Annotated in this window: 14 protein-coding genes and 1 pseudogene; 13 read left to right on the top strand and 2 right to left on the bottom strand. The window is 30.3% G+C overall.

All coding sequences use genetic code 11. From position 1 onward, the window contains the following. Positions 1-7 precede the first annotated feature (7 nt). On the top strand, positions 8-1360 hold the full coding sequence (locus ACFWTK_RS07120; protein WP_415875320.1) for a glucose-6-phosphate isomerase: 1353 nt from the start codon (positions 8-10) through the stop codon (positions 1358-1360). Between the two features lie 115 nt (positions 1361-1475). On the opposite strand, the gene ACFWTK_RS07115 is transcribed toward ACFWTK_RS07120, so the two are convergent. Continuing rightward, entirely contained in the window at positions 1476-3869 is a 2394-nt protein-coding gene (locus ACFWTK_RS07115; protein ID WP_415875318.1) for a YcdB/YcdC domain-containing protein, read from the bottom strand. 175 nt (positions 3870-4044) lie between these two features. On the opposite strand from ACFWTK_RS07115, the gene ACFWTK_RS07110 reads away from it, so the two are divergent. Continuing rightward, positions 4045-4488: a YaiI/YqxD family protein gene (locus ACFWTK_RS07110; RefSeq protein WP_415875317.1), complete on the top strand. Its 444-nt coding sequence runs from the start codon at positions 4045-4047 to the stop codon at positions 4486-4488. A gap of 44 nt (positions 4489-4532) precedes the next feature. Further along, positions 4533-5192: a phosphatase PAP2 family protein gene (locus tag ACFWTK_RS07105; protein WP_415875316.1), complete on the top strand. Its 660-nt coding sequence runs from the start codon at positions 4533-4535 to the stop codon at positions 5190-5192. 61 nt (positions 5193-5253) lie between these two features. On the opposite strand, the gene pulA is transcribed toward ACFWTK_RS07105, so the two are convergent. Further along, positions 5254-7398 (bottom strand): type I pullulanase, encoded by a 2145-nt coding sequence (pulA, locus tag ACFWTK_RS07100; RefSeq protein WP_415875315.1) that lies wholly within the window; start codon positions 7396-7398, stop codon positions 5254-5256. 253 nt (positions 7399-7651) lie between these two features. Between pulA and ACFWTK_RS07095 the strand changes: the two genes are divergently transcribed. From ACFWTK_RS07095 to ACFWTK_RS07050, 10 genes and pseudogenes are all read left to right on the top strand, one after another. Further along, complete coding sequence (locus ACFWTK_RS07095; protein WP_415875314.1) at positions 7652-9688, top strand: triple tyrosine motif-containing protein; 2037 nt, start codon at positions 7652-7654, stop codon at positions 9686-9688. A gap of 603 nt (positions 9689-10291) precedes the next feature. Beyond that, positions 10292-11008 (top strand): pseudouridine synthase, encoded by a 717-nt coding sequence (locus tag ACFWTK_RS07090; RefSeq protein ID WP_415875313.1) that lies wholly within the window; start codon positions 10292-10294, stop codon positions 11006-11008. A gap of 568 nt (positions 11009-11576) precedes the next feature. Next, positions 11577-11876: a YerC/YecD family TrpR-related protein gene (locus ACFWTK_RS07085; RefSeq protein WP_415875312.1), complete on the top strand. Its 300-nt coding sequence runs from the start codon at positions 11577-11579 to the stop codon at positions 11874-11876. 28 nt (positions 11877-11904) lie between these two features. Further along, positions 11905-14796 (top strand): annotated as a pseudogene (locus tag ACFWTK_RS07075) (UvrD-helicase domain-containing protein); the annotation flags it as partial. Between the two features lie 15 nt (positions 14797-14811). Further along, a complete protein-coding gene (locus tag ACFWTK_RS13220) occupies positions 14812-15279 on the top strand; it encodes a hypothetical protein (RefSeq protein WP_438825481.1) in 468 nt (155 codons plus the stop codon). 85 nt (positions 15280-15364) lie between these two features. Beyond that, positions 15365-17356: an NAD-dependent DNA ligase LigA gene (gene ligA / locus ACFWTK_RS07070; protein WP_415875311.1), complete on the top strand. Its 1992-nt coding sequence runs from the start codon at positions 15365-15367 to the stop codon at positions 17354-17356. A gap of 428 nt (positions 17357-17784) precedes the next feature. Beyond that, complete coding sequence (gatC, locus tag ACFWTK_RS07065) at positions 17785-18072, top strand: Asp-tRNA(Asn)/Glu-tRNA(Gln) amidotransferase subunit GatC (RefSeq protein ID WP_415875310.1); 288 nt, start codon at positions 17785-17787, stop codon at positions 18070-18072. Positions 18073-18086: 14 nt separating this feature from the next. Next, positions 18087-19544: an Asp-tRNA(Asn)/Glu-tRNA(Gln) amidotransferase subunit GatA gene (gatA, locus tag ACFWTK_RS07060; RefSeq protein WP_415875309.1), complete on the top strand. Its 1458-nt coding sequence runs from the start codon at positions 18087-18089 to the stop codon at positions 19542-19544. Positions 19545-19559: 15 nt separating this feature from the next. Beyond that, positions 19560-20990, top strand: a complete 1431-nt coding sequence (gatB, locus tag ACFWTK_RS07055) for an Asp-tRNA(Asn)/Glu-tRNA(Gln) amidotransferase subunit GatB (RefSeq protein ID WP_415875308.1) — start codon at positions 19560-19562, stop codon at positions 20988-20990. A 138-nt stretch (positions 20991-21128) separates the two neighbouring features. After that, positions 21129-22697 carry a peptide ABC transporter substrate-binding protein gene (locus tag ACFWTK_RS07050; RefSeq protein WP_415875307.1) on the top strand — a complete coding sequence of 523 codons (1569 nt, stop codon included), beginning with the start codon at positions 21129-21131 and terminating at the stop codon, positions 22695-22697. Positions 22698-22705 lie beyond the last annotated feature (8 nt).

Genomic DNA, 22705 nt, shown 5'->3' with positions numbered 1-22705 from the left:
TCAATTTATGTCCAGAGGTATAAGTTTAGATTTATCAAAGACTAAGCCTTACTTAAATGATCATGAAATAGAGCAGTTTCAACCTATGATAAATGCAGCTCATGATATGCTGCATAACAAAACAGGTGCAGGAAGCGACTTTCTAGGATGGGTTGATTTGCCCAATAATTATGATAAAGAAGAATTTGTAAGAATAAAAAAGGCTGCTGAAAAGATAAAGGAAAATTCAGAGGCGCTTGTTGTTATAGGAATAGGAGGATCATATTTAGGAGCTAGAGCTGCTATTGAAATGTTAAATCATACCTTCTATAATATTATTTCAAAAGATGGCAGAAAAGCTCCACTAATATTCTTTGCTGGAAACAATATTAGTTCTACATATATGGCAGAGCTAATAGAAACAGTAAAAGATATGGACTTTTCAGTTAATGTTATATCAAAGTCAGGAACTACTACAGAGCCTGCTATAGCTTTTAGAATATTTAAGGATTTATTAGAAAAGAAATATGGAAAAGAAGGAGCAAAAAAAAGAATTTTTGCTACAACTGATAAAGAAAAGGGAGCACTTAGAACTCTAGCAAAAGCAGAAGGCTATGAAACTTTTGTAATTCCAGATGATGTAGGAGGAAGATATTCAGTTCTAACAGCAGTTGGATTACTTCCAATAGCAGCAGCAGGAATAGATATAGATGAGATGATGAGAGGCGCTGAAGATGCTAGAAAAGAGTACAGCACTCCAGATTTAAAGAATAATGCAGCATACAGATATGCAGCTGCAAGAAATGCCTTATACAATAAAGGCAAAACTATTGAAATGATAGTTAACTTTGAACCATCTCTTCACTACATGGGTGAATGGTGGAAACAGTTGTTTGGAGAAAGTGAAGGAAAAGACAATAAAGGTATATTCCCTGCAGCAGCAGATTTTTCAACAGACTTACATTCTATGGGACAATATATCCAAGATGGTTTAAGAAACCTAATGGAAACACATATTAATATTGAAAAGCCAAGAAAGTCAGTTATTATAGAATCAAATGAGGATAATCTTGACGGATTAAACTTCCTTCAAGGAAAAGATATGGACTTTGTAAATAAGCAGGCATTTAGAGGAACAGTAGTAGCTCATAATGATGGCGGAGTTCCAAATATGATTGTAAATGTTCCAGAATTAACTCCTTATTATTTTGGATATTTAGTATATTTCTTTGAAAAAGCTTGTGGAATGAGCGGATACTTATTAGGAGTTAATCCATTCAATCAGCCTGGAGTTGAAGCTTATAAGAAAAACATGTTTGCTCTTCTTGGAAAGCCTGGATATGAAGACATGAAGGCAGAGATAGAAGCAAAGCTTAAATAAGTTTACAATTGAACTTGTAAAAAAGTCAGCCACCACAGCAAACTGTGATGACTGACTTTTTTAGTTTTCCATTATAAAAACATTATTAGCTATCAAGTGTGCATTGTAAATTATATTATTTATACATAGGGTAGAAATTAGTACTTACATCTTTATTTTGCAGTGCTCTAAAAAGTCCAAGAGCGAGGTCTTCTGATGTAGCTGTTTTTTTAGGGTTTATTTTATTATCTTCCAACTCTATTAAATTGAGTCCTTTAGCTAGAGTAACGTAGCCGAGATTATTCTCATCTACATCCTTAGCATCATCGGAGTTGAGAGTAAAGATATCCAGGCATTTAGCTACATTTTCATATTTAAGGAACCTTATTAAAGCCTTACACATTTCTTCTCTGGATACAGGAGCTTTTATATCGAAGCTGTTTAAGTCTTTATCTATTATGCCATAGTATTTTGCCATAGTTAAATAATCCTCTTCAGAAAGAGCAGTTTGATTTGTATTAACAGAAGATTCTTTTTTATCAGAATCTAGTGATGAATTTGCAGCATCAGCGGTTACTATATAAGGAGTATAAGCAAGGGCATCAACTAGGGTCTTTATCAAATCCATATATTTAACTTCTCTTTTTAATCTAAAATCATTTGTATCTATTAAACCTTTATAGGCTAATATAGTTATCTCTTTTTCAGCTTTACTTCCTTTTATTTCATTTAAGAAATCTGAAATATCAAATTTAATTTCTTCACCATCATAGTCGTTTAGTATTTTACTATCAAAGGCATCAATAAAGCTGCTAGTTACATCTAAAGAGTACGTCAATTTTAATTCGTTCTTTGTTGTTTTAGGGTCGGAGCTTGTGTTTATAAGCATATATTTTAGTAAAGGTGTATATTTATTGTAGTAAATAGTTTTAGCCTTTGAGGTACTTATGCTTGAATCAGGTTTAGGAAACTCTATGCTGTCATCCCAGGATAGATTCATGTTAGATACTTCGCCAGTCTCTGCATTAAATTCTATATAAATATTGTCATTTTCATAAGGTATACCATTTACCTTTCTTATAAATGAATATCTATAAAATCTTTCAGGCTCTGTTGAATTAGAATTTTCACTAGGAATCAATTCTGTATGAGTCAAACTAAATTCTATATCCTTAACTTTATCTTTATAATATTGTTCTATAAGGTTCAAGGATTTGTAATAACCTTCTTTCCAGGTTAATTTTGGAGTAAAGTTTTCTTTATATTCATAAGGTGCATAATTATAAATAGATAATAATTGACCATTTGAAGCATTAATGGATATAGATCCTTGTTTTACTATTGTGTTTATTGTTTGTCCTTTTTCATCTTTAACATCTATTTTTTTGGTAAAAGGAGCAGACCAGACTTTAGCTGAATTAGTATTAACAGAACTGTTATCTTCTTTGTATCTTAAATCGCCTATAGTATATCCTTCACCATATATATTGTAAATTGCATTAGACATGATATTTGAAGCCTCTTCTTTTTTTAGAGGTTCTTTTCTATTTTCAAGCTTTCTATACTTTTTATATATTTCATCAATTTCTTTTTTGTTAAGACTTATAGTTTCTACTTTAGAACCTGGAGTTTCAACTAAGTTTATAGGGTTTCCTGTTTTTGCATCTATTATAGATCCATTTTTTAGTGTAGGTTCATATACAAGTTTTATATTTTTTTTGTTATCTGCATTTTGATATTCATATTTATTTTTAAAGAGTTTATATTTTAAAGTCATATTTGTGTTATTCTTAAAGATAGTTTTTGCCTCATCTAAAGATAGAGAGTCATTGCTGTTAGGGAACACTAAGGAATTATTCCAATTATAATGATAAGATGTAATTTCTCCTGTAACTCCATCCACATTTATATATATACTATCATTTTCGTAATAAGCATCGTTTATAAATCTAACAAAATTGAAACCATAATTTGAAGAATTGTACCTATTTGAAAACCATCTATCGGTTCCTAACTTTAAAGTTTTTAATTCCTCAGGATTTATCTTTTTAATAGCTTCTTGAGCAATACGTTTTGCTTCATCTATAGATAGAGTTGGAATTGATTTCTGACTGCCGTTGTTATAGCTGTTTTTATTCATGGAAATTAGCTTTCCACTGTTGCCATCTAAACATAAACTTATGGTTGTATCACCTTTAAAAGATGAATTTTGCCAGCACATATTCCACACATAAGATTTAGTTTCTTTAATTTCACTGGTTACATAAGGATCTAGGCTTATGTTAAATTTAAAATCATTTTCGTTAATATCAATGTTAAAATACTTTTTTAGAATAGCTTTTCCTTTTAAAATAGCATCTTCCTTAGAAATAGCTACATTTATATCTTCATTAGATGATATTTTATCACTGGATGAGGATATGGTCTCTATACTAGTACTATTATAAGACGTTGCAGCAAGAGCTTGTTGTGCAAAGGGAGAAATAAGAGAAGATGCTAATAAAATAGAAAAAAGTTTTTGTTTATTCATAGATATACCTCCTTATTTTATATAATTGATTGCTCATTGTAGCAGAATTTTCTTAATCATTCATACATAAATATATACGTTGTAAAAATTAATAAGTTATTTAATTATTGGTTAAATAGTTATAATTTAAGTTATACATATGCTAAAATAAGTTTGATAAGGATGGTGAGAAAAGATGAGGATAATAGTTGATGCAGATGCCTGTCCTGGAAGAGAAGTTATTGAAAAGGCAGCAAAAGAAAATAATGTGGATGTAATAATGTATTGCGATATAAATCATGCTATAACCAGTGAGTACAGCACAGTAAGAATTGTGGACAGCGGATTTCAAAGTGTAGATATGAAGGTAGCTAATGAAGCAAAGAATGGCGATATTATCGTGACTCAAGACTATGGGGTAGCTGCTATGGTACTTGGAAAGAAAGCTTATGCAATAAGTCCTAAGGGGTATATTTATGATAATGACAATATAGATAGACTACTATTTGAAAGACACTTATCTTCAAAAGTAAGAAGAGGTGGTGGAAAGACTTTTAATCCTAAAAAAAGGACAGAAGAAGATGATGAAAGACTGTATAGAAATATTTTAAAGCTTATTAAAAAAGCAGATAATTATTAAAGTTATTCATATAATTTATATTATTATTTACGAGGTGGACTGCAGTGAATTACATAAGAAGATTCATAAAGGAAAATAATCATTTTTTATATTTACTTTTATTTATTCCTTTAATACTTGTATTTTATTTTTGTGAAAAATTCATAACACCTAAGTATATAATGCATTCAAAATATGATGATTATATACCATTTATAAAATTTTTTATAATACCATATATGTTTTGGTTTGTATATATGGCTATTGGTTTTGTGTATTTTGGATTAAAATCTAGAGAAGATTTTATAAAACTATTTAAGTTTATTTTTTTTGGCATGAGCATCAGTTATGCCATATTTATACTATTTCCTAATTGGCAGAATATGAGGCCAGTTTTAAGGGATAAAGATGTATTTTCAGAAGCTGTAGGATTTATTTATTCTGTAGATTCGTCAACAAATGTTTTTCCAAGTATACATGTTATAAATGCTATTGGAGTAAATATTGCAATTTGTAAAAGTTCATTATTTGAAGGAAGAAAGAATATGAAGATTTTATCATCACTAGCTATGATTCTTATATGCGCATCCACTTTATTTATAAAACAGCACTCTTTAATTGATGTTATAGGAGGAATAGTGCTTTCTACGATTTTATATGTGTGTATTTACTATGTTCCTGAAAGACATAAAGCAAAATACAATGGAGAAGTGAAGATTTCATAATTGCAAATTCCATGGGTGATGTTCGATATAAGAAAAATGCTGCGCATTTTTCTTATATCCTTTAGTTTGAATAAAGTACATTCAATGATATGCCGTCTACGTCTATTCTATTAGAGGAAATAGTTTTAAAAGGTGTGGTGCCAGCGGTATATTTATCTATTACTTGGTGCCAAGTACCTTTAGGGATATCAATTGATGTTGAAATTCTGTTTCCATTATATATAACTAAGATATTTCTCCAAATGTCATTGTTAGCATGATTTTTAAGTAAGAAAGCTGCGGTATTTTTAGGTGTATTTTCTATAAATTCCAAGTGATTTTTTATATCTTCAACTGAGTACATTCTAAAAGCAGGATGTTCTTTTCTTAGTTTTATCAATCCTTTATAATAATTAAACACATCTAAGAATTCAAACTTTCTATCATAATCAAGATTATTTATTTCATCAGAGGATTTAACGCTGTCCTCAATTCCTTGCTTTGTTCTGCAAAATTCTACTCCAGAGTGAAGAAAGGCAACACCTTGACTGGTTAGAATTATTCCGTTTGCAAGCTTAACCATATGCTTTCTCTCATCTTCGGTATACTCTGGATTACTAAGCTGAAGCTTATCCCAAAGAGTGTTATTATCGTGGCAGGATACATAGTTTATAGCTTGATTAGGAGAAACATATATAGGTTTAAAGTTATCTGTAGAAATAGTGCATGCAGCAATACATCCCTTTATAATATCATCTAAATCTTCTTTGCCGTTTATAAAGCCTCTGTCCTTCTTTAGAAACACATTTCCTTTTATAACATCTCTTATAGTATTATTAAAAAATCCAATTTCAGGAATTTTTTCTGCATTAGTTTGCGTAGCTCTTATATTTTCAGGTAGAGTAGTGTTTAATTCCCATCCTTCACCATATATCATTATGGATTTATTTAATTTATTTAAAGCTTCTTTAACACATTTCATAGTATTAATGTCGTGTAATCCCATTAGATCAAATCTAAAGCCGTCTATATGGTATTCTTTTGCCCAATATAGGACAGAATCAACAATGAACTTTCTCATCATTCTGTGTTCAGAAGCGGTATCATTTCCGCAGCCGCTTCCATTAGAAAAACTTTCATCTTCGTTAAATCTGAAGTAATAGCCAGGAAATATTTTTTCAAGGTTATTATCTGTATTATTATACATATGATTATAAACTACATCCATGTTCACGCTGAGATTATTATTATGAAGATGCTGTATCATCTTTTTTAGCTCTATAATTCTGCATTTAGGGTCGTAAGGGTTAGTAGAATAACTCCCTTCTGGAACATTATAGTTTTGAGGATCATATCCCCAGTTATATTTTTCAGGATTCTTCTCATCTGTGCTGATGCAGCTAAAATCAAAAAACGGCATAATCTGAACATGAGTTACACCTAGTTCTTTTATGTGAGATAATCCAGTAGATATACCTTTATTTGAAAAAGTATTATCTTCAGTTAAACCTAAAAATTTCCCTTTATTGATTATTCCACTATTTTCATTCATGGACATATCTCTAATGCTTATTTCATATATTATGGCATCAGTATAATGCTTTAGAGATGGTGAAAAGTCTTTATCCCAATTTAAAGGATTAGTTTCTTTTAAATCTATAATAGCTCCTCTTAGCCCGTTTATTCCTACAGCTTTAGCATATGGATCCACAACTTCATTTATATAATCATATACATGCACTTTATAAGTGTAGAAGTAGTTTTTTAAATCACCTTTTATAGTTATGCTCCAAAGCCCGTTAGATTCATTGAGGCTTTTTTCTATGGGTTCTTCAGGAATATCTATATCTCCATTTTTATATAAAAGAAGAGAAATTGATTTAGCTGCAGGAGACCATATATTAAATGTAGAAAAATTCTTATTATATAAAACCCCTAAATCTCCACTGTAGTAAAATCTGTCATTAAATTCGCAGCTTGAAAATAGTTTATTATAGCTTGCTTTAATTTTGCTGGCTTTATAATATACATAGCAATAGAATTTTATATTGATATCTTTGTTCAAAAATATCAAAAAGGAATCCGCGCTTTTTGCAGTATAATTATCTATGGTTAGAAGATTATTACCATTTTTTATAGATAGTTTTCTTATATCAAAGTTTCTAGGATCAGGAAAGCTTATTAAAATTTTTCTAAATCCTAAAACCTGAGCTTTTATTTTATGCATAAATTACCTCCAAATACATAAAAAGGTTATAATATCCTAATTATAAATCTTAAAGTATGCTAAGTCAAAAGCTTAATGAAAATCAATAAATATTATTATATGAAAGAAGCCATTAAAATATTCTTTTACAAAATATGGAATTATAGTATAATATTTATACTGAAGAAATTCATCTACTTACGTCTTAGCACTTAAATTAGAAATAAATTTTTGCACAATTTATTTCGATTATGTTATTAAGGGGGGTTGTGATATGAATGAAATCATTATAGGATGCAACATGGAATCTGTGCAGGAAGATAATGCAGAGATGATTATAGATATTTTAAGCGAACCTGAAGAAAATTTATTATATAAGTTTATTGCGGGATTTGATGGAACATGGGAAACTCTAAAAGATTTTGGAAAAGAAAAAAAGATTATATGGAAACCTAAAAGCCAAGGAAGTTATATTTTGATGGTACAAGCTAAGAAAGAAGATAGTACTAAAGCATTTGATTATGTATCAAGAAAACGTATATCTATAGGAGATTTTAGTGAAAAAATTATATCAAATATATATATAGATAAGGAAAGTATATCTATAGGAGAAAAGGTTACTGTAAAGGTAGAGGTAAAAAATGAACTTGTAATGTTTAGATATTTAATAAAAGAGAAAGAAAGATGGGTGCTTGCAAAAGATTATTGCACTGAAAGCAGTTTTTCATGGAGAGCTAATTCTCCAGGAAAGCATGAAATTCTTGTACAGTGCAAATCTTTGGATTCAGATAAAAATTTTGAGGATGCAATGAAGGTTGAATTTGAAGTAGTAAGCCTTGCAAAGTTAGAAATTACTAATTTTAAATGCCTTAGTTCCTCTTTATTAGTAGATGAGGAACTTTTATTTGAAGTTGAATCAAAGTGTGATGATAGCAGAACTATATTATATAAGTTTATAAAGATAAGTGAAGATGGACAGGCAAAGTGTATACAGGATTACTCTACTAAAAAGATAGTAGCTTATACAGAAAAATGCAGTGGGGATTACAAACTATTATGTGAAGCTAAGGATATGTATTCTAACAATGAATATGATGATAGAGCTGTAATTCATTATAAAGTGAAGCCTTATGAACCCGTAGTTATTGAAAGCTTTACCAGTGATTTAAGCTCTCCTCAAATAATGACTAAAAAGATTACATTAAAGGCATTAGCAAGTGGAGGAAAAGATCTTAGATATAGATTCATAATAGAAGGAAGCAAAAATGATGACAGCGGCTATATAAGAAGTGATACATATGTATGGCAGCCAAAACAGGAGGGACATTATAAGATAAGCTTATGGGTAAAGGATATTTCTTCTAAGGAAAAATATGAAGCCTGTGATGAGTTAGAATTTGATATCGATGAAGTGCCAAGGGAACCAATAGAAATAAAAGATGTAATCGTAAATAAGAGAGAAAATATGCTAATAGGTGAAACCATAAATGTTAAGACAATAGTAGATGGAGGTATGAAGCCGCTGTACAAGTTTATAATTAAAAAAGATAAGGAAGAAGTTGAATCTACTGGTTATAGGGAATGCAGCTGGATTAACTTTACTCCAGAAGAAGAGGGAAGATTTGAAATTGAAATAAGAGTAAAGGATAAGTATTCAGATAAAGAGTTTGATGCACATCATATAGTTTCTCTACGTTGTTATGAATATATACCTGCAAAGATAGATTATGTATTAATGGAACCTAGAGAGTATTACTTAGTTGGAGATCAGATTGTATTAAACACTATAACCAGAGATACGTCAAATATCCTATTAAGATATGTACTTAGTATAAATGGCCATAAGGTAGAGGAAACAGAGTATATAAAAAATAAAAAATATATACTTACTCCAAAATGCAGTGGAAGATATACAGTTAGAGTATATGCTAAAAATGAAAAGAGCAAGAAAGAATTTGATAGTACAAAACAAATAAGTTTAATAGTTAATGAAGCCCCTCCTATAACAAATACCATTTTAAAGTGTGACAGAATAGAATTCTACCACAGTGAACCAATTACAGTTACAGCGGAAAGCTGTGGAGGAAAAGATATAGTTTATGAGTTTTATTTAATGGAAAAAGGAGAATGGAATTTGGTGCAAAGATATAGCAAGAAAGATTATTATACATTTATTCCATTTTCAAAAGGAATATATAAAGTGCTGGTTTTAGCTAAGAATAGCTATAAAAATGTATCTTATGAAGATTACTGCATGATAGAAATAAAAGTTAATGAAAAATTGCTCAGTGAAGTGGTAGCTGCACAATAAAAATAAATTGTGACAATCTTTAATATTGAACCTCCATATGAGATTTGCATTTAGGAAAGCTTCACTACGCAAAGAAGCTCTAATATTTCTGGATTCAAAACCCCTAAACCTTCTAGACTCACTACCGTTCAGACAATAGAAGGTTCTTACGGTGTTTTAAATCCATAAACAAAGAGCTTCTAACGCTTGTTCAACGCTTTCTACAATGCAAATCTCATACTCCGGTTCAATATTAAAAAGATTATTCACATTTATTAAAGAAAAGCATTTTTATAAAATTAAATACACATACAGACAAATCTAATATTAGACTTACAATCATTAGCGTTTATTTAAACTTCATATTTAGGTGCACTTAAAAATTGACACAAAATAATTTCTGCAATTGTTTATATAAATCAAAAAAACCGAGTAAGTTGATGAGGGTGTATCGACTTACTCGGTTTTACTTATGCATTTTCCATAATAATTTAAGATTTAAGTGTATCTTTTAAATTGATATTTTCACAATTAAATCACACTAACAGATACTTCTTTTTGTCTGAAATAACACATAAAATCTGGTAGAATGGTTTAGGATAATATAAATAAGGAGTGAATCATATGGAAAGACTAGATAAGGTTTTGTCTAATTTAGGATATGGATCGAGAAAAGAAATAAAAGCTCTTGTTAAAAATGGGATAGTTGAAGTTAATGGAGAAGTTGTAAAGAGCAGTGATGTGAAGGTGGACCCAGAAAAGGATGAGATAAAAGTATCAGGTGAAGAAATTAATTACAGGAAATATATTTATATCATGATGAATAAGCCAGCAGGAGTGGTTTCAGCTACCTTTGATAACTATGATGAAACTGTAATAGATTTGCTTGAACCAGAACATGCAGTTTTTAATCCTTTTCCTGTGGGAAGATTAGATAAAGATACAGAAGGACTGCTGCTCATAACAAATGATGGAGAATTAAATCATAGGCTTACATCTCCAAAATGGCATGTAGATAAGGTGTACTATGCACAAATAGATAAGCCAGTGGATGAAAATGATGTTAAAGCTTTTGAAAAAGGAATTGTACTAGATGATGGATATAAATGTTTGCCTGCAAAATTAGAAATCATAGCGTCAGATGAGCATGGTTCAGAAGTGAACATTACCATACAGGAAGGAAAGTTTCACCAGGTAAAAAGAATGTTTGAAGCTAGAAATAAAAATGTATTATATTTAAAAAGAATAAAAATGGGAAATTTAGTATTAGATGAGGAGCTAGAAGAAGGAGAATACAGAGAATTGTCGAAAGAAGAATTACGTATAATAAAAGAGAGATAATTTAGTAAAATGCAATAGTATCAACGCTAAATTTAAAGAAATGTGAAAGATAATTACTTTTATAATAGTTTATTTACAATTAATTCTGCAAAACAGCTTGCATTTTTTTGCTTTATTTAATATAATAGCTTTTGTAAGGGAAAAATAAAAAGAATGAATAGCCCCCTTTTTATTTAAGTCAGTCCCGCCCCAGGACTGAACTTACCCTAAATAATAAAAAAACACTATCACCGGAGATAGTGTTTTTTTATTGTATGTAAACTACTTTTCAAATATAAAAGCATATAAAATAAGTTTGTAATATAAATTTAAAATTTTATATGCATATTTTATTAATTAAGAATTATTTCTTTCAATATTTTATTAATAAATTTGTCCAATTAAACTTGTTTCTAGATGTTTCAAAATTCTTCCTTATAAATCCATGAAATATAATTTTTGCAATATTCAATATGTAAATTTTAAGTATTAAAATAGAGAGAAGTGTAAATAAATATGGAGAAAACTACTTTAAAGTGTTAAAATCTAAGTATGCTCAAATAGGTTAATAAAATAGGAGTGAAATTTCATGTCAGAATATAAATCAAGATTAGAAAGCTTGGAAATGGATTATTTATGTGAGGCTATTTTATCTTTAGAGACAAAAGAAGAATGTTATAGGTTTTTCGAGGACATATTTACCATTAATGAATTAAAAGCGGCAGAGCAGAGGCTACAGGTAGCAAAAATGCTAAAGCAAAAGAAAACCTATGCAGAGATAGCATCAAGTACAGGTGCAAGTACAGCTACAATAAGTAGAGTGAATAGATGTTTAAATTACGGAAGTGATGGATATAATTTAGTACTAGATAAAATTGGTTGGAAGTAATGCATAGAAAGTCATAAGGAGGGATTATATGGATTTAAAGTCGCTATTAAATAAAGAGCAGTATGAAGCAGCTGTGGCTATAGAAGGACCTGTGCTTGTTTTAGCAGGTGCTGGTTCAGGAAAGACAAGAGTTTTAACCTATAGAATAGCTCATATGATACAGGATCTAGGAATTCCTCAATACAATATATTAGCTATAACATTTACAAACAAAGCTGCAGAAGAAATGAAAGATAGGATCAGAGGACTGGTTAAGTGTGACATAGATAATATGTGGGTATCAACTTTTCATTCCTCTTGTGTTAGGATACTAAGACGAGAAATAGATAAGCTTGGATATAGTAAAAACTTTGCTATATATGATTCTTCTGACCAAAAAACTTTGATAAAACAATGCATGAAAGAGCTTAATATAAACGATAAAGATATAAATGAAAAAGAAATAATAAATAAAATAAGCAATCAAAAGGATAATTTGATTTCTCCAGAAGAATATAAGAAATTAAATGAAAGAGATTTTAGAAAAAATAAGATAGCCGATGTTTATCTTTTATATCAAAAAAAGCTTAAGAGCAATAATGCCTTAGATTTTGATGACTTAATTTATAAGACAGTAGAACTTTTTAAGAAGAATCCAGAAGTCCTAGAGTTCTATCAAAATAAATTTAAATACATAATGGTAGACGAGTATCAGGATACCAATAAGGCTCAATATGAGTTAGTTAAGATGTTGGCTTCAGCTCATAGAAATATATTTGTAGTTGGAGACGATGATCAATGTCTTCCAGAAGGCTCTCTAATACATACGGATAATGGAACAATAAAGGTTGAGGATGTGGTAGAAGGACAGCAGATATATAGTGCTGCAGGCAATGGTGAAATTACTAAAGGTACAGTAGAGAAGGTTCTAAAAAAAGAATATAAGGGTACTCTAGTTAAGATTAAAACTATGGGCGGAAGAGAAATTTCAGCTACACCTAATCATATCACTTTTGCATCTCTTAATATGAAGGAAGATCTTCATTATGTATGCTTAATGTACAAATTAGGAATGGGATATAGAGTAGGTCAAGCTGAAGGAGTTAAAAGCATATATGAAGATGATCATAATAGTGGCCTAGCAGTAAGACTTAATAATGAAGAAGCTGATAAGATATGGATAGTAAAAACGTGTAAAACAAAAGCAGAAGCAAGTTACTATGAGCAATATTACTCTGTTAAGTATGGTATACCTACTGCTGTTTTTTGCCATAAAGATAGAACTTCGACTGTGGATCAAGAATATATTGACAAGTTATTTAAGGAAATAGATACCTATAGTGCTGCTGAAAAATTAATGGAGAATTTATATCTATTTAAAGATTATCCACATTATTTTGGTGGTGATATGGCTTCTAGAGAAACTTCAAGAAAAACTATAAATATAGATTATTTTTCAAGTAAAAAGCCTGAAGATAGAGGATGTTATTCCCATAGAGTTAGTTTTGCAACTTCTAGTGAGGATGAAAAGAATAAGTCCCTAGATGCTGGGTTCAATACAAGATATGATAGAGAAAATACTTGTATAATGGAAATGGAAAGAAGTATGTATGATGAAGCGGAAGCTCTAGGAAGAAAGCTTTGTTCAACAATAGATGGACTAAATATTATTAGAAAAGCAAAGCTTGTACAAGATAAATCATACTATTTTATGCCTTTTGGAAGTTTAAGACAAGGTATGAGTATAGTTACATACTGTAATGGAAAGATTGAAGAGGATATTATATCAGAAATCAGCTGTGAGGATTATGAAGGAATTGTATATGATTTAAGCATTCCAGAATTAAGGCAATATATAGCAAATGATGTAGTTGTCCATAATTGTATTTATCAATGGAGAGGTGCAGATATTAAGAATATTTTAGACTTTGAAAAAGACTATCCAGAAGCTAAAGTAGTTAAGCTTGAACAAAACTATAGATCAAAGGCTAATATATTAAATGCTGCTAATGCGGTTATAAAGAATAACTCTCAAAGAAAGAGTAAAGTTCTTAGAACTGAAAATGAAAGCGGAGAGAAAATAAAAGTATATAGAGCTTATTCAGATATAGATGAAGGAAACTTTATAGCAAATGAAATAAATAGAATTATGGAAAAGGAAAATAGAAAATATAGAGATTTTGCTATTCTTTATAGAACAAATGCTCAGTCGAGAGTATTTGAAGATGTTTTTATGAAGAGAAATATTCCATATAGAATTTTAGGAGGATTAAAGTTCTACGATAGAAAAGAAATAAAGGATATAACAGCATATCTAAAGTTTATAAACAACCTTCAAGATGATATAAGCTTGAGAAGAATAATAAATGTACCAAAGAGAGGTATAGGTGCGGCAACTATTGATAAGATACAGGAATATGCAAATTATATGGATGAATGCATGTATAGTGTGATGCTTGACATTGAAAGCATACCTGGAATGACTAAAAGAACTATAACTTCTATAAATAAATTTACAAGCCTTATAAATAGTTTTAATAGAACAAAGGATAAAATTAGTGTTTCAAAGCTCATAGAAGAAATACTGGAGAGTACAGGCTATCTAAAGGCTTTAAGAGAGTCTAATGATATAGAGGATATAAGTAGAATCGAAAACATAAAAGAATTAGTATCAGCAGCAGTAGATTTCGAAAACATTTCAGAAGATAAGTCGCTTTCTGCTTTTTTAGAGAAAATTACATTGGTGTCTGATGTAGACAACTACGATGAGAATGCAGATACTACGGTAATGATGACTTTGCACAGCGCTAAAGGATTAGAATTTCCAGTAGTGTTTATGGTAGGAATGGAAAATGGAATTTTTCCAGGATTGCAGTCATTAGAAAACTTTTATGAGATGGAAGAATCAAGAAGACTTTGTTATGTTGGTATAACTAGAGCTAAAGAAAAATTATATATGACTTCAGCAAGTACGAGAAAAGTATTTGGTAGAACTGTAGCTTATTCAGAATCAGACTTTTTAAGTGAGATATCTCCAGAATTAAAAGAAGTTGTATCGGAAAGAAAAATGAATTTAGGAAGCAATACAGCTAATAGAGGAGTTTTAAATGGAGTCTTTGGAGGAACTAGCTTTAATTCTCATTCTTTACCAAGCTTTGGAGCTAGGAAGGCAGAACAAAAGATAAATTCAATGTTGAGTGATAGTAATTTATCACAAAGGCTAGTTGAAGATAGAAAAAAAGGTGTAGAAGGTGTAAAATTAGATGAAGTAACTCCAGGAAGAAAGGTTAAGCATGATAAGTTTGGCATAGGAACTATAGTGAGTGCATCTAAAACATCTAATGATGTAAAGATTACTGTAGCCTTTGACAATATGGGAATTAAACAACTTATGTTTAGCATGGCACCGATTAAGCTTATATAAATGTTAAAATTATAAGTTATAAATAAGTGTGAAGATTAAAATCGCTCTGATTACTGGTTATTAAAACAGAAGAGAGGTGGAAGGTGTGGAAAATAAGGGACAAAGAATTCGTGAGCTGGTAGATGAACTTAATAGGCTAGCTTATGAATATTACACCTTAGATAATCCAAGTGCATCTGATAGAGAGTATGATAAAAAGTATGATGAATTAGTAAGACTTGAGAAGGAAACGGGAATAGTACTGCCCTATTCCCCTACTCAAAGAGTTGGAGATGTGATTTTATCACAATTTGAAAAGTATACACATAAGGCAAAGCTTTGGAGCCTGGGCAAAGCTCAAAATCTAGGAGAGTTAAGAGAATGGCACAATAAAAATATGAAGGCAGTAGATGAATATAATAGAACTCATGACAAAAAATTGCCGCCTTTAAAATATATCATAACTAAAAAATTCGATGGACTTACTGTAAATTGTACATATAACGAAGAGGGAATATTGGTTACTGCTGCTACTAGAGGAACTGGAGAAGTTGGAGAGGATATTACAGCTCAAGTTAAAACTATAAAGACTATTCCCTTAAAAATTGAAAACAATGCTGTGATAGAGGTCCACGGAGAGGCCATAATGACAAAAAAGGCTTTTGAGGAATATAATAAAGTAGCGGAGGTTCCTCTAAAAAATTTAAGAAATGGAGCAGCAGGTGCTCTTAGAAATCTAAATACAAAAGAAACAGCAAGAAGGAATTTATCTGCCTTTTTCTATGATGTAGGATATAATGAAGGAACACCATTTAAGACATATACTGAAATGCTTAATTTTATAAAAGAAAAAGGTTTTCCTATGGATGATTATATAAAAGAATGTACCACAGTAGAGGAAATAGAAAGAGAAATTAAATATATAGAAGAAATAAGAGAAGATTTGAATTATGAAATTGATGGAATTGTAATAGCTGTGGATGATATTTTAACTAGACAGCTGTTAGGATATACAGTAAAATTTCCAAAGTGGGCAATAGCGTATAAATTTGAGGCACAAGAAGCTACAACAAAGCTTTTAGGTGTGGAATGGAATGTAGGAAGAAGCGGAAGAGTTACACCTACAGCTTTACTAGATCCTGTAGATATAGGAGGAGTTACAGTAAAAAGAGCTACATTAAATAATATGGATGACATAAAAAGAAAAGGTGTTAAAATAGGAAGCAGAGTATTTGTAAGACGTTCTAATGATGTAATTCCTGAGATTATGGGAGTATCAGAAGAAAAAGAAGATGCACAAGAAATATTACCACCTAAAGTTTGTCCTTATTGTGGAAGTGAACTTGTACAAGAGGGGGTTCATTATTTTTGTGAAAACACTCTTTCATGTAAGCCTCAGCTAGTAAAATCTATTGTTCATTTTGGAAGCAGAGAAGCTATGAATATAGCTGGCTTTAGTGAGAAGACAGCAGAACAATTATTCGAGCAATTAGATATAAAATCTATACCAGATTTGTATAGAATTAAAAAGGAAGATTTATTGAATCTAGAGAGATTTGGAGATAAAAAAGCTCAAAATCTAATAGATGCTATTGAAAAAAGCAAGAATTGTGATTTAGCTTCATTTATATATTCACTTGGAATTCCTAACGTAGGAAAGAAAACAAGCACAGATTTGGCAAAGAAGTTTAAATCTCTTCATAGGCTAATAGAAGCTGATTTTGAAGAACTCATCTCAGTAGAAGATATAGGAGATATAGTTGCAAAGAGTATACTTGAATTTTTTAAGGATAAGAAAATATTAGATAGTGTAGAAGAACTTTTAAGTTTAGGAGTAAAGCCTTACTTTGAAGAAGAGGACATAGAGGATAATTTATTTAATGGAAAAACTGTAGTTGTTACAGGTTCTTTAGAGAGCTTCACAAGGAGCGAAATAAAAGAAAAATTAGAGTCTTTGGGAGCTAAGGTGTCCAGCAGCGTAAGCAAAAAAACAGATTATGTTTTAGTTGGAAAGGACCCAGGATCTAAATACGATAAGGCTGTTCAACTTGGTGTTAAAATTATCAATGAAGATGAGTTTAAACAAATGCTCCATTAATGAGTATAATGTGAAATAGGGGGAAGAAAAATGAAAAAGTTTATAAGTACATTGGCGTGGATGTTTGTAGCCGTTACGAGTCTATGTCTGATACTTACTATGCTTTCCACCTGCAGGTTTATAAATATAGGTTATTTCAATAATTATTATTTATTTCAAGTCAGCACAATTATAACAATGTTCCTGTGGAGTATTAAGCAGCTTGAACCAAAAACAAAAGAATGGATAAATTCTATTCTGTGTATGGCAATGGGATTTTGCACTATTATCTTTATGGTTATGGAAATATATTAAGGTAAGCTATAACTTTAGATTAAAGTTAGATGTAAGAAAGAGTTAAAAAATAAAAGCTTGAAAGTTAAAAAGAGCTGTAGAAAAAAGTTATATCTATAGCTCTTTTTTGTATAAGAAAGAAGGGGAAAATTAGTATGTCAATTTCAAAACAAGATGTAGAGCTTATAGCAAAGCTTTCTAATCTAAATTTTGGAGAAAAAGAAGAAGAAAAGATAATAAAAGACTTAGAACAGATATTGAAGTATATGGAGAAACTTAATGAATTAGATACCGATAATGTAGAAGAAACAGTGAATCCTTACTATATGGAAAATAATTTTAGAGATGATGAAATTGAGACATCTTTACATATTGAAAATGTTATAGAGAACGCTCCAAATAGCAAAAATGAATACATTTTAGTACCTAGAGTGATAAATTAACAAGAGGTGAAAAAATGGAAATTTACAAGATGAAGGCTCATGAACTTAAAAATATGATAAAAAATAAAGAAATTAAAGTAGAAGAAGTTGTAGGGGCTTTTATAGAAAGAATAAATGAAGTGGAAAGTAAGTTAGAAGCCTGGCTGTATATAGATGAAGAAAAAGCTTTACTTAAAGCAAAGGAATTAGATAAAAAAATAGATAATGGAGAAGAACTTGAAGGACTTTGGGGAGTTCCTGTTGGGATTAAAGATAATATAAGTGTTCAGGATATGAAAAATACTTGTGCATCAAAAATGTTGGAAAATTATATTGCACCCTATGATGCTTATGTTGTATCAAAGATAAAAGAAAACCACGGTATAATCTTAGGGAAGCTTAATATGGATGAGTTTGGAATGGGATCATCTACTGAAAACAGTGCATTTAAGAAGACTAAAAATCCATGGAATTTAAAAAAGGTTCCAGGGGGTTCCTCAGGAGGTTCTGCAGCGGCAGTAGGAAGTAGAGAGGTACCTTTAGCTTTAGGCAGTGATACTGGAGGTTCTGTAAGGCAGCCTGCAGCTTTTTGTGGAGTTGTAGGATTTAAACCTACCTATGGTAGAGTGTCAAGATATGGACTTACAGCCTTTGGATCAACTTTAGATCAAGTAGGAACCTTTGGAGAAGATGTAGAGGACTGCGCTTTATTAACAGAAGTAATATCAGGTTTTGATAGGAGAGATTCTACAAGTGCAAATATACCAGTGCCTAATTATACTAAAAGTTTAAGCAAGAATTTAAAGGGAAAGAAAATTGGTGTTCCTAAAGAATTATTTAGTGGAAACTTACAGGAAGGAACAGCATCAGCAATAAGAGAAGCCTTAAGGGTATTACAAGATAATGGAGCAGAAATTAGGGAATGTTCCCTTCCATTTATAGATTATTCTCTTTCAGATTATTATATAATATCCAGTGCTGAAGCTTCATCTAATCTTGCTAGATTTGATGGAGTGAGATATGGATTTAGGGCAAAAGACGCTAAAACTTTAGAAGAACTATACATAAAATCGAGAAGTGAAGGCTTTGGAGAAGAAGTTAAAAGGAGAATAATGCTTGGAACTTACGTACTATCAAAAGGGTATTACGACGCTTATTATAGAAAGGCATTGAAAGTAAGGCAGCTTATAAAAGAAGATTTTAAGAAGGTCTTTAAAGAATTTCATGCTGTAATTTCTCCAACATCACCAACAATTGCTTTTGATTTTCATGAGAAAAGTAAGGATATAATGTCCATGTATAGTGCAGACATATACACAGTGCCTATAAATTTGGCAGGACTTCCTGCTGTATCAGTTCCTTGCGGATTTGTAGAAAATCTTCCAGTGGGATTTCAGATTATAGGAGATTATTTTAAAGAGGACAATCTTTTTAACATAGCTTATAGCTATGAACAATCAACACAGTGGCATAAAAGAATGCCGAATCTATAAAAGGAAGGTGAGAACATGGAATTTGAAGCAGTTATAGGTCTTGAGGTTCACTCGGAACTTTCAACTAAAACTAAGGCATTTTGTGGATGCAGTACAGAGTTTGGGAAAAAGCCAAATACTCAAGTATGTCCTATATGTCTAGGACTTCCTGGGGCTCTTCCTAAAATAAATAAAAAGGTTGTAGAGTATGGAATAAAGGCAGGGTTAGCGTTTAACTGCAAAATAAATAAGTCTACTAGGATGGATAGAAAAAATTACTTTTATCCAGATGCTCCTAAAAATTATCAAATAACTCAGATGTATTATCCATTATGTGAAAATGGATATATAGAAATAGAACCAGTCAGCGGCAAAAAGAAAAAAATAGAAATAGAAAGAATACATATAGAAGAAGATGCGGGAAAGCTCATTCATACTGATGAAGGAACTTTAATAGATTTTAATAGAGCAGGAACTCCTCTTATTGAGATTGTATCAAAACCTGATATTAGAACTCCAAAAGAGGCTGTTTTATACCTTACAAGATTAAAAAGTATACTTCAAGCTATTGGAGTTTCAGACTGTAAAATGGAGGAAGGATCTCTAAGGTGCGATGCCAATATATCTGTGAGAAAAAAGGGAAGATGCGATTTTGGAGTTAAATGTGAGATAAAAAATATGAATTCTTTTAAAGCATTAGAAAAGGCATTGGAATATGAGTACAAAAGGCAGATAGCAATAATAGAAAAAGGAGAAAACTTAAAGCAGGAAACAAGGCGCTGGGATGAAGATAATAATATAACTGCAGCAATGAGAAGTAAGGAAGAAGCCAACGACTATAGATATTTTCCAGAAGGAGATTTAATGGCTATAAATATTTCAGATGAGTGGATAGATAAAATCAGAGAAACTATTCCGGAGCTTCCTCATGAAAAACAAGAAAGATTTGTAATGGAATTTAACATTCCAAGATATGATGCTTCCATCCTTACCAGCAGCAGCGATTTATCAGATTTTTTTGAGGAAACAGCAATGTTAAGTGGTGATGCAAAGTCTTCATCCAATTGGATAATGGGAGATATTTTAAGACTGATAAATAAAGAAAACATTTCAATTAAGGATATTAAGTTTACTCCAGCATATCTTGCAGAACTCATTAAACTTATAAATGAAGGAACTATTTCTAATTCTGCAGGAAAAATAGTTATAGAAGAAATGTTTTATAGTGGGAAAATGCCTAGGGCTATAGTTAAAGAAAAAGGTTTAACTCAAAATAATGATGAAGAAGAAATACTTAAAATAGTAAGAAAGGTTTTAGATGAAAATCCAGAAAACATTGAGCAATATAAGAGTGGCAAAACTAAGATATTAGGATATTTTGTAGGGCAGGTAATGAAAAATACGGGAGGCAGAAGCAATCCTAAAATAGTTAATAAGCTTATACTACAAGAAATAAATAAGATATAATGTTTTAATCAAAAATTTTACATATCTTTTCAATCAATAAACAAAGTATTGTTAATTTTTATTAGCGATATTTTGTTTATTTTTTTATTATATGGTAAATAATTAAGATATATTTTATATAAAATGGTGATTAATAAGATGAAAAAGATTATATGTGTGTGTTTAAGCATTATGATGTGTATAAGCTGTGGATGCGTGCAAAAAAAAGTATACAGTCAAAGTCAACGAGATTATATAGTATACAATATGGAAAGCCTTCCTGATGATTTATTAATGATAAATAGCAGAAACATAAGGCAGCAAGATCTAATCTCAGCTTTGTTTGAAGGATTGGTATCCGTGGATTCAGAAGGCAATATTATTCCTGCTCTAGCTTCAGAATGGACAGTATCAAAAGATAAATTAACTTACACTTTTAAAATAAGAGAAAATGCTAGATGGAGCGATGGAAGCAAGATAACTTCTAAGGACTTTGTAGACTTTTTTTCTAGAATATTAAGAGAAGAAAATAACCTTTATGCTAAGCAGCTTGAATGTATATTTGGAGCTAAAGATTATGCAGATAAGAAAATAGATTTTGATGGAATGGCGATTACAAATAAAAGTGATGATGAATTAGAAATAAGGCTTAATTATCCCTGCAGCTATTTTTTAGATATAATTAGCAATCCTGCACTGTCATTAAAAGAGAATTTTTATAATTTAAAGCAATGGAAAAAAGAATATAAGAAGATAAAATATTCTGGACCATTTATAATTGACAATATATATGAAAACGGAGAAGTTTGTCTTAAGAAAAATAATAGCTATTGGAATAAAGAAAATGTAAAAACCTCAAAAATTCATATAAGAAATGAAAAAAATGCTGCTTTTGCTTTAGCAGGCTATAAGTATAATAATATTGATATTTTAACAAACATTCCTTTTAGTGAAGTGGAGAATATAAATTCAAATGAAAAAATGGTTAAAGGATTTTATAGAGAAGGAATAAGCTTAAATTTCAACTTAGATAAAAATAAAGTTACATCTAACTCCAACTTTAGAAAGGCAGTAAAATATGCAATCAACAAAGAAGAAATTGCAAATGAACTTAATACTATCTTGGAAAAAGCATCATTTTATATACCTTCAAATACTAAAGGAATGAATAGAACAGAAGATGAATTGGATATTAAAAAAGGTGCAAATGATATAAAAGAGCTGCTAGATAACAGCGAATATGAAGAAGAAAATATAAGTTTAGTATACTATAGCAGCAATGATATTAATAAGAAAATAGCAGATCATATTGTTAAAAGTTTAAAAGATGTAGGAATTAAGATTATGGCTAAAGGTTATAGCGATCAGGAGCTAAAAGAAATTATATATAATGGTGACTATGATATGCTCCTTACAAATTATATGGGAGATTACGACTCTCCATATGCATTTTTAGAAAGATGGATTAGTAACTCATCTGAAAATATAAGTCAATATAAAAATTCTGAATTTGATAGTTATGTATTAAGATCAAAAGTTACTAGTGATAATGATGAAATGATAAAGGGATTCAAAGAAGCTGAGAAAATTTTACTGGATGATGTGGCTTGTATACCAATTGGATTTTATAAGACTGTTTTGTGCAAAAAAGCTTATATAAATGGTATAGAGATAAATAAAAGGGGAAATATAAATTTAAAAAATATATATGCTGAAAAATTAAAATAGCCCCCTTA

It is taken from the genome of Clostridium sp. (assembly GCF_047777555.1).
GTDB lineage: Bacteria > Bacillota > Clostridia > Clostridiales > Clostridiaceae > Clostridium_H.
Note: the sequence above shows the minus strand (reverse complement) of the source record. Positions and strands in the feature narration are given on the sequence as shown.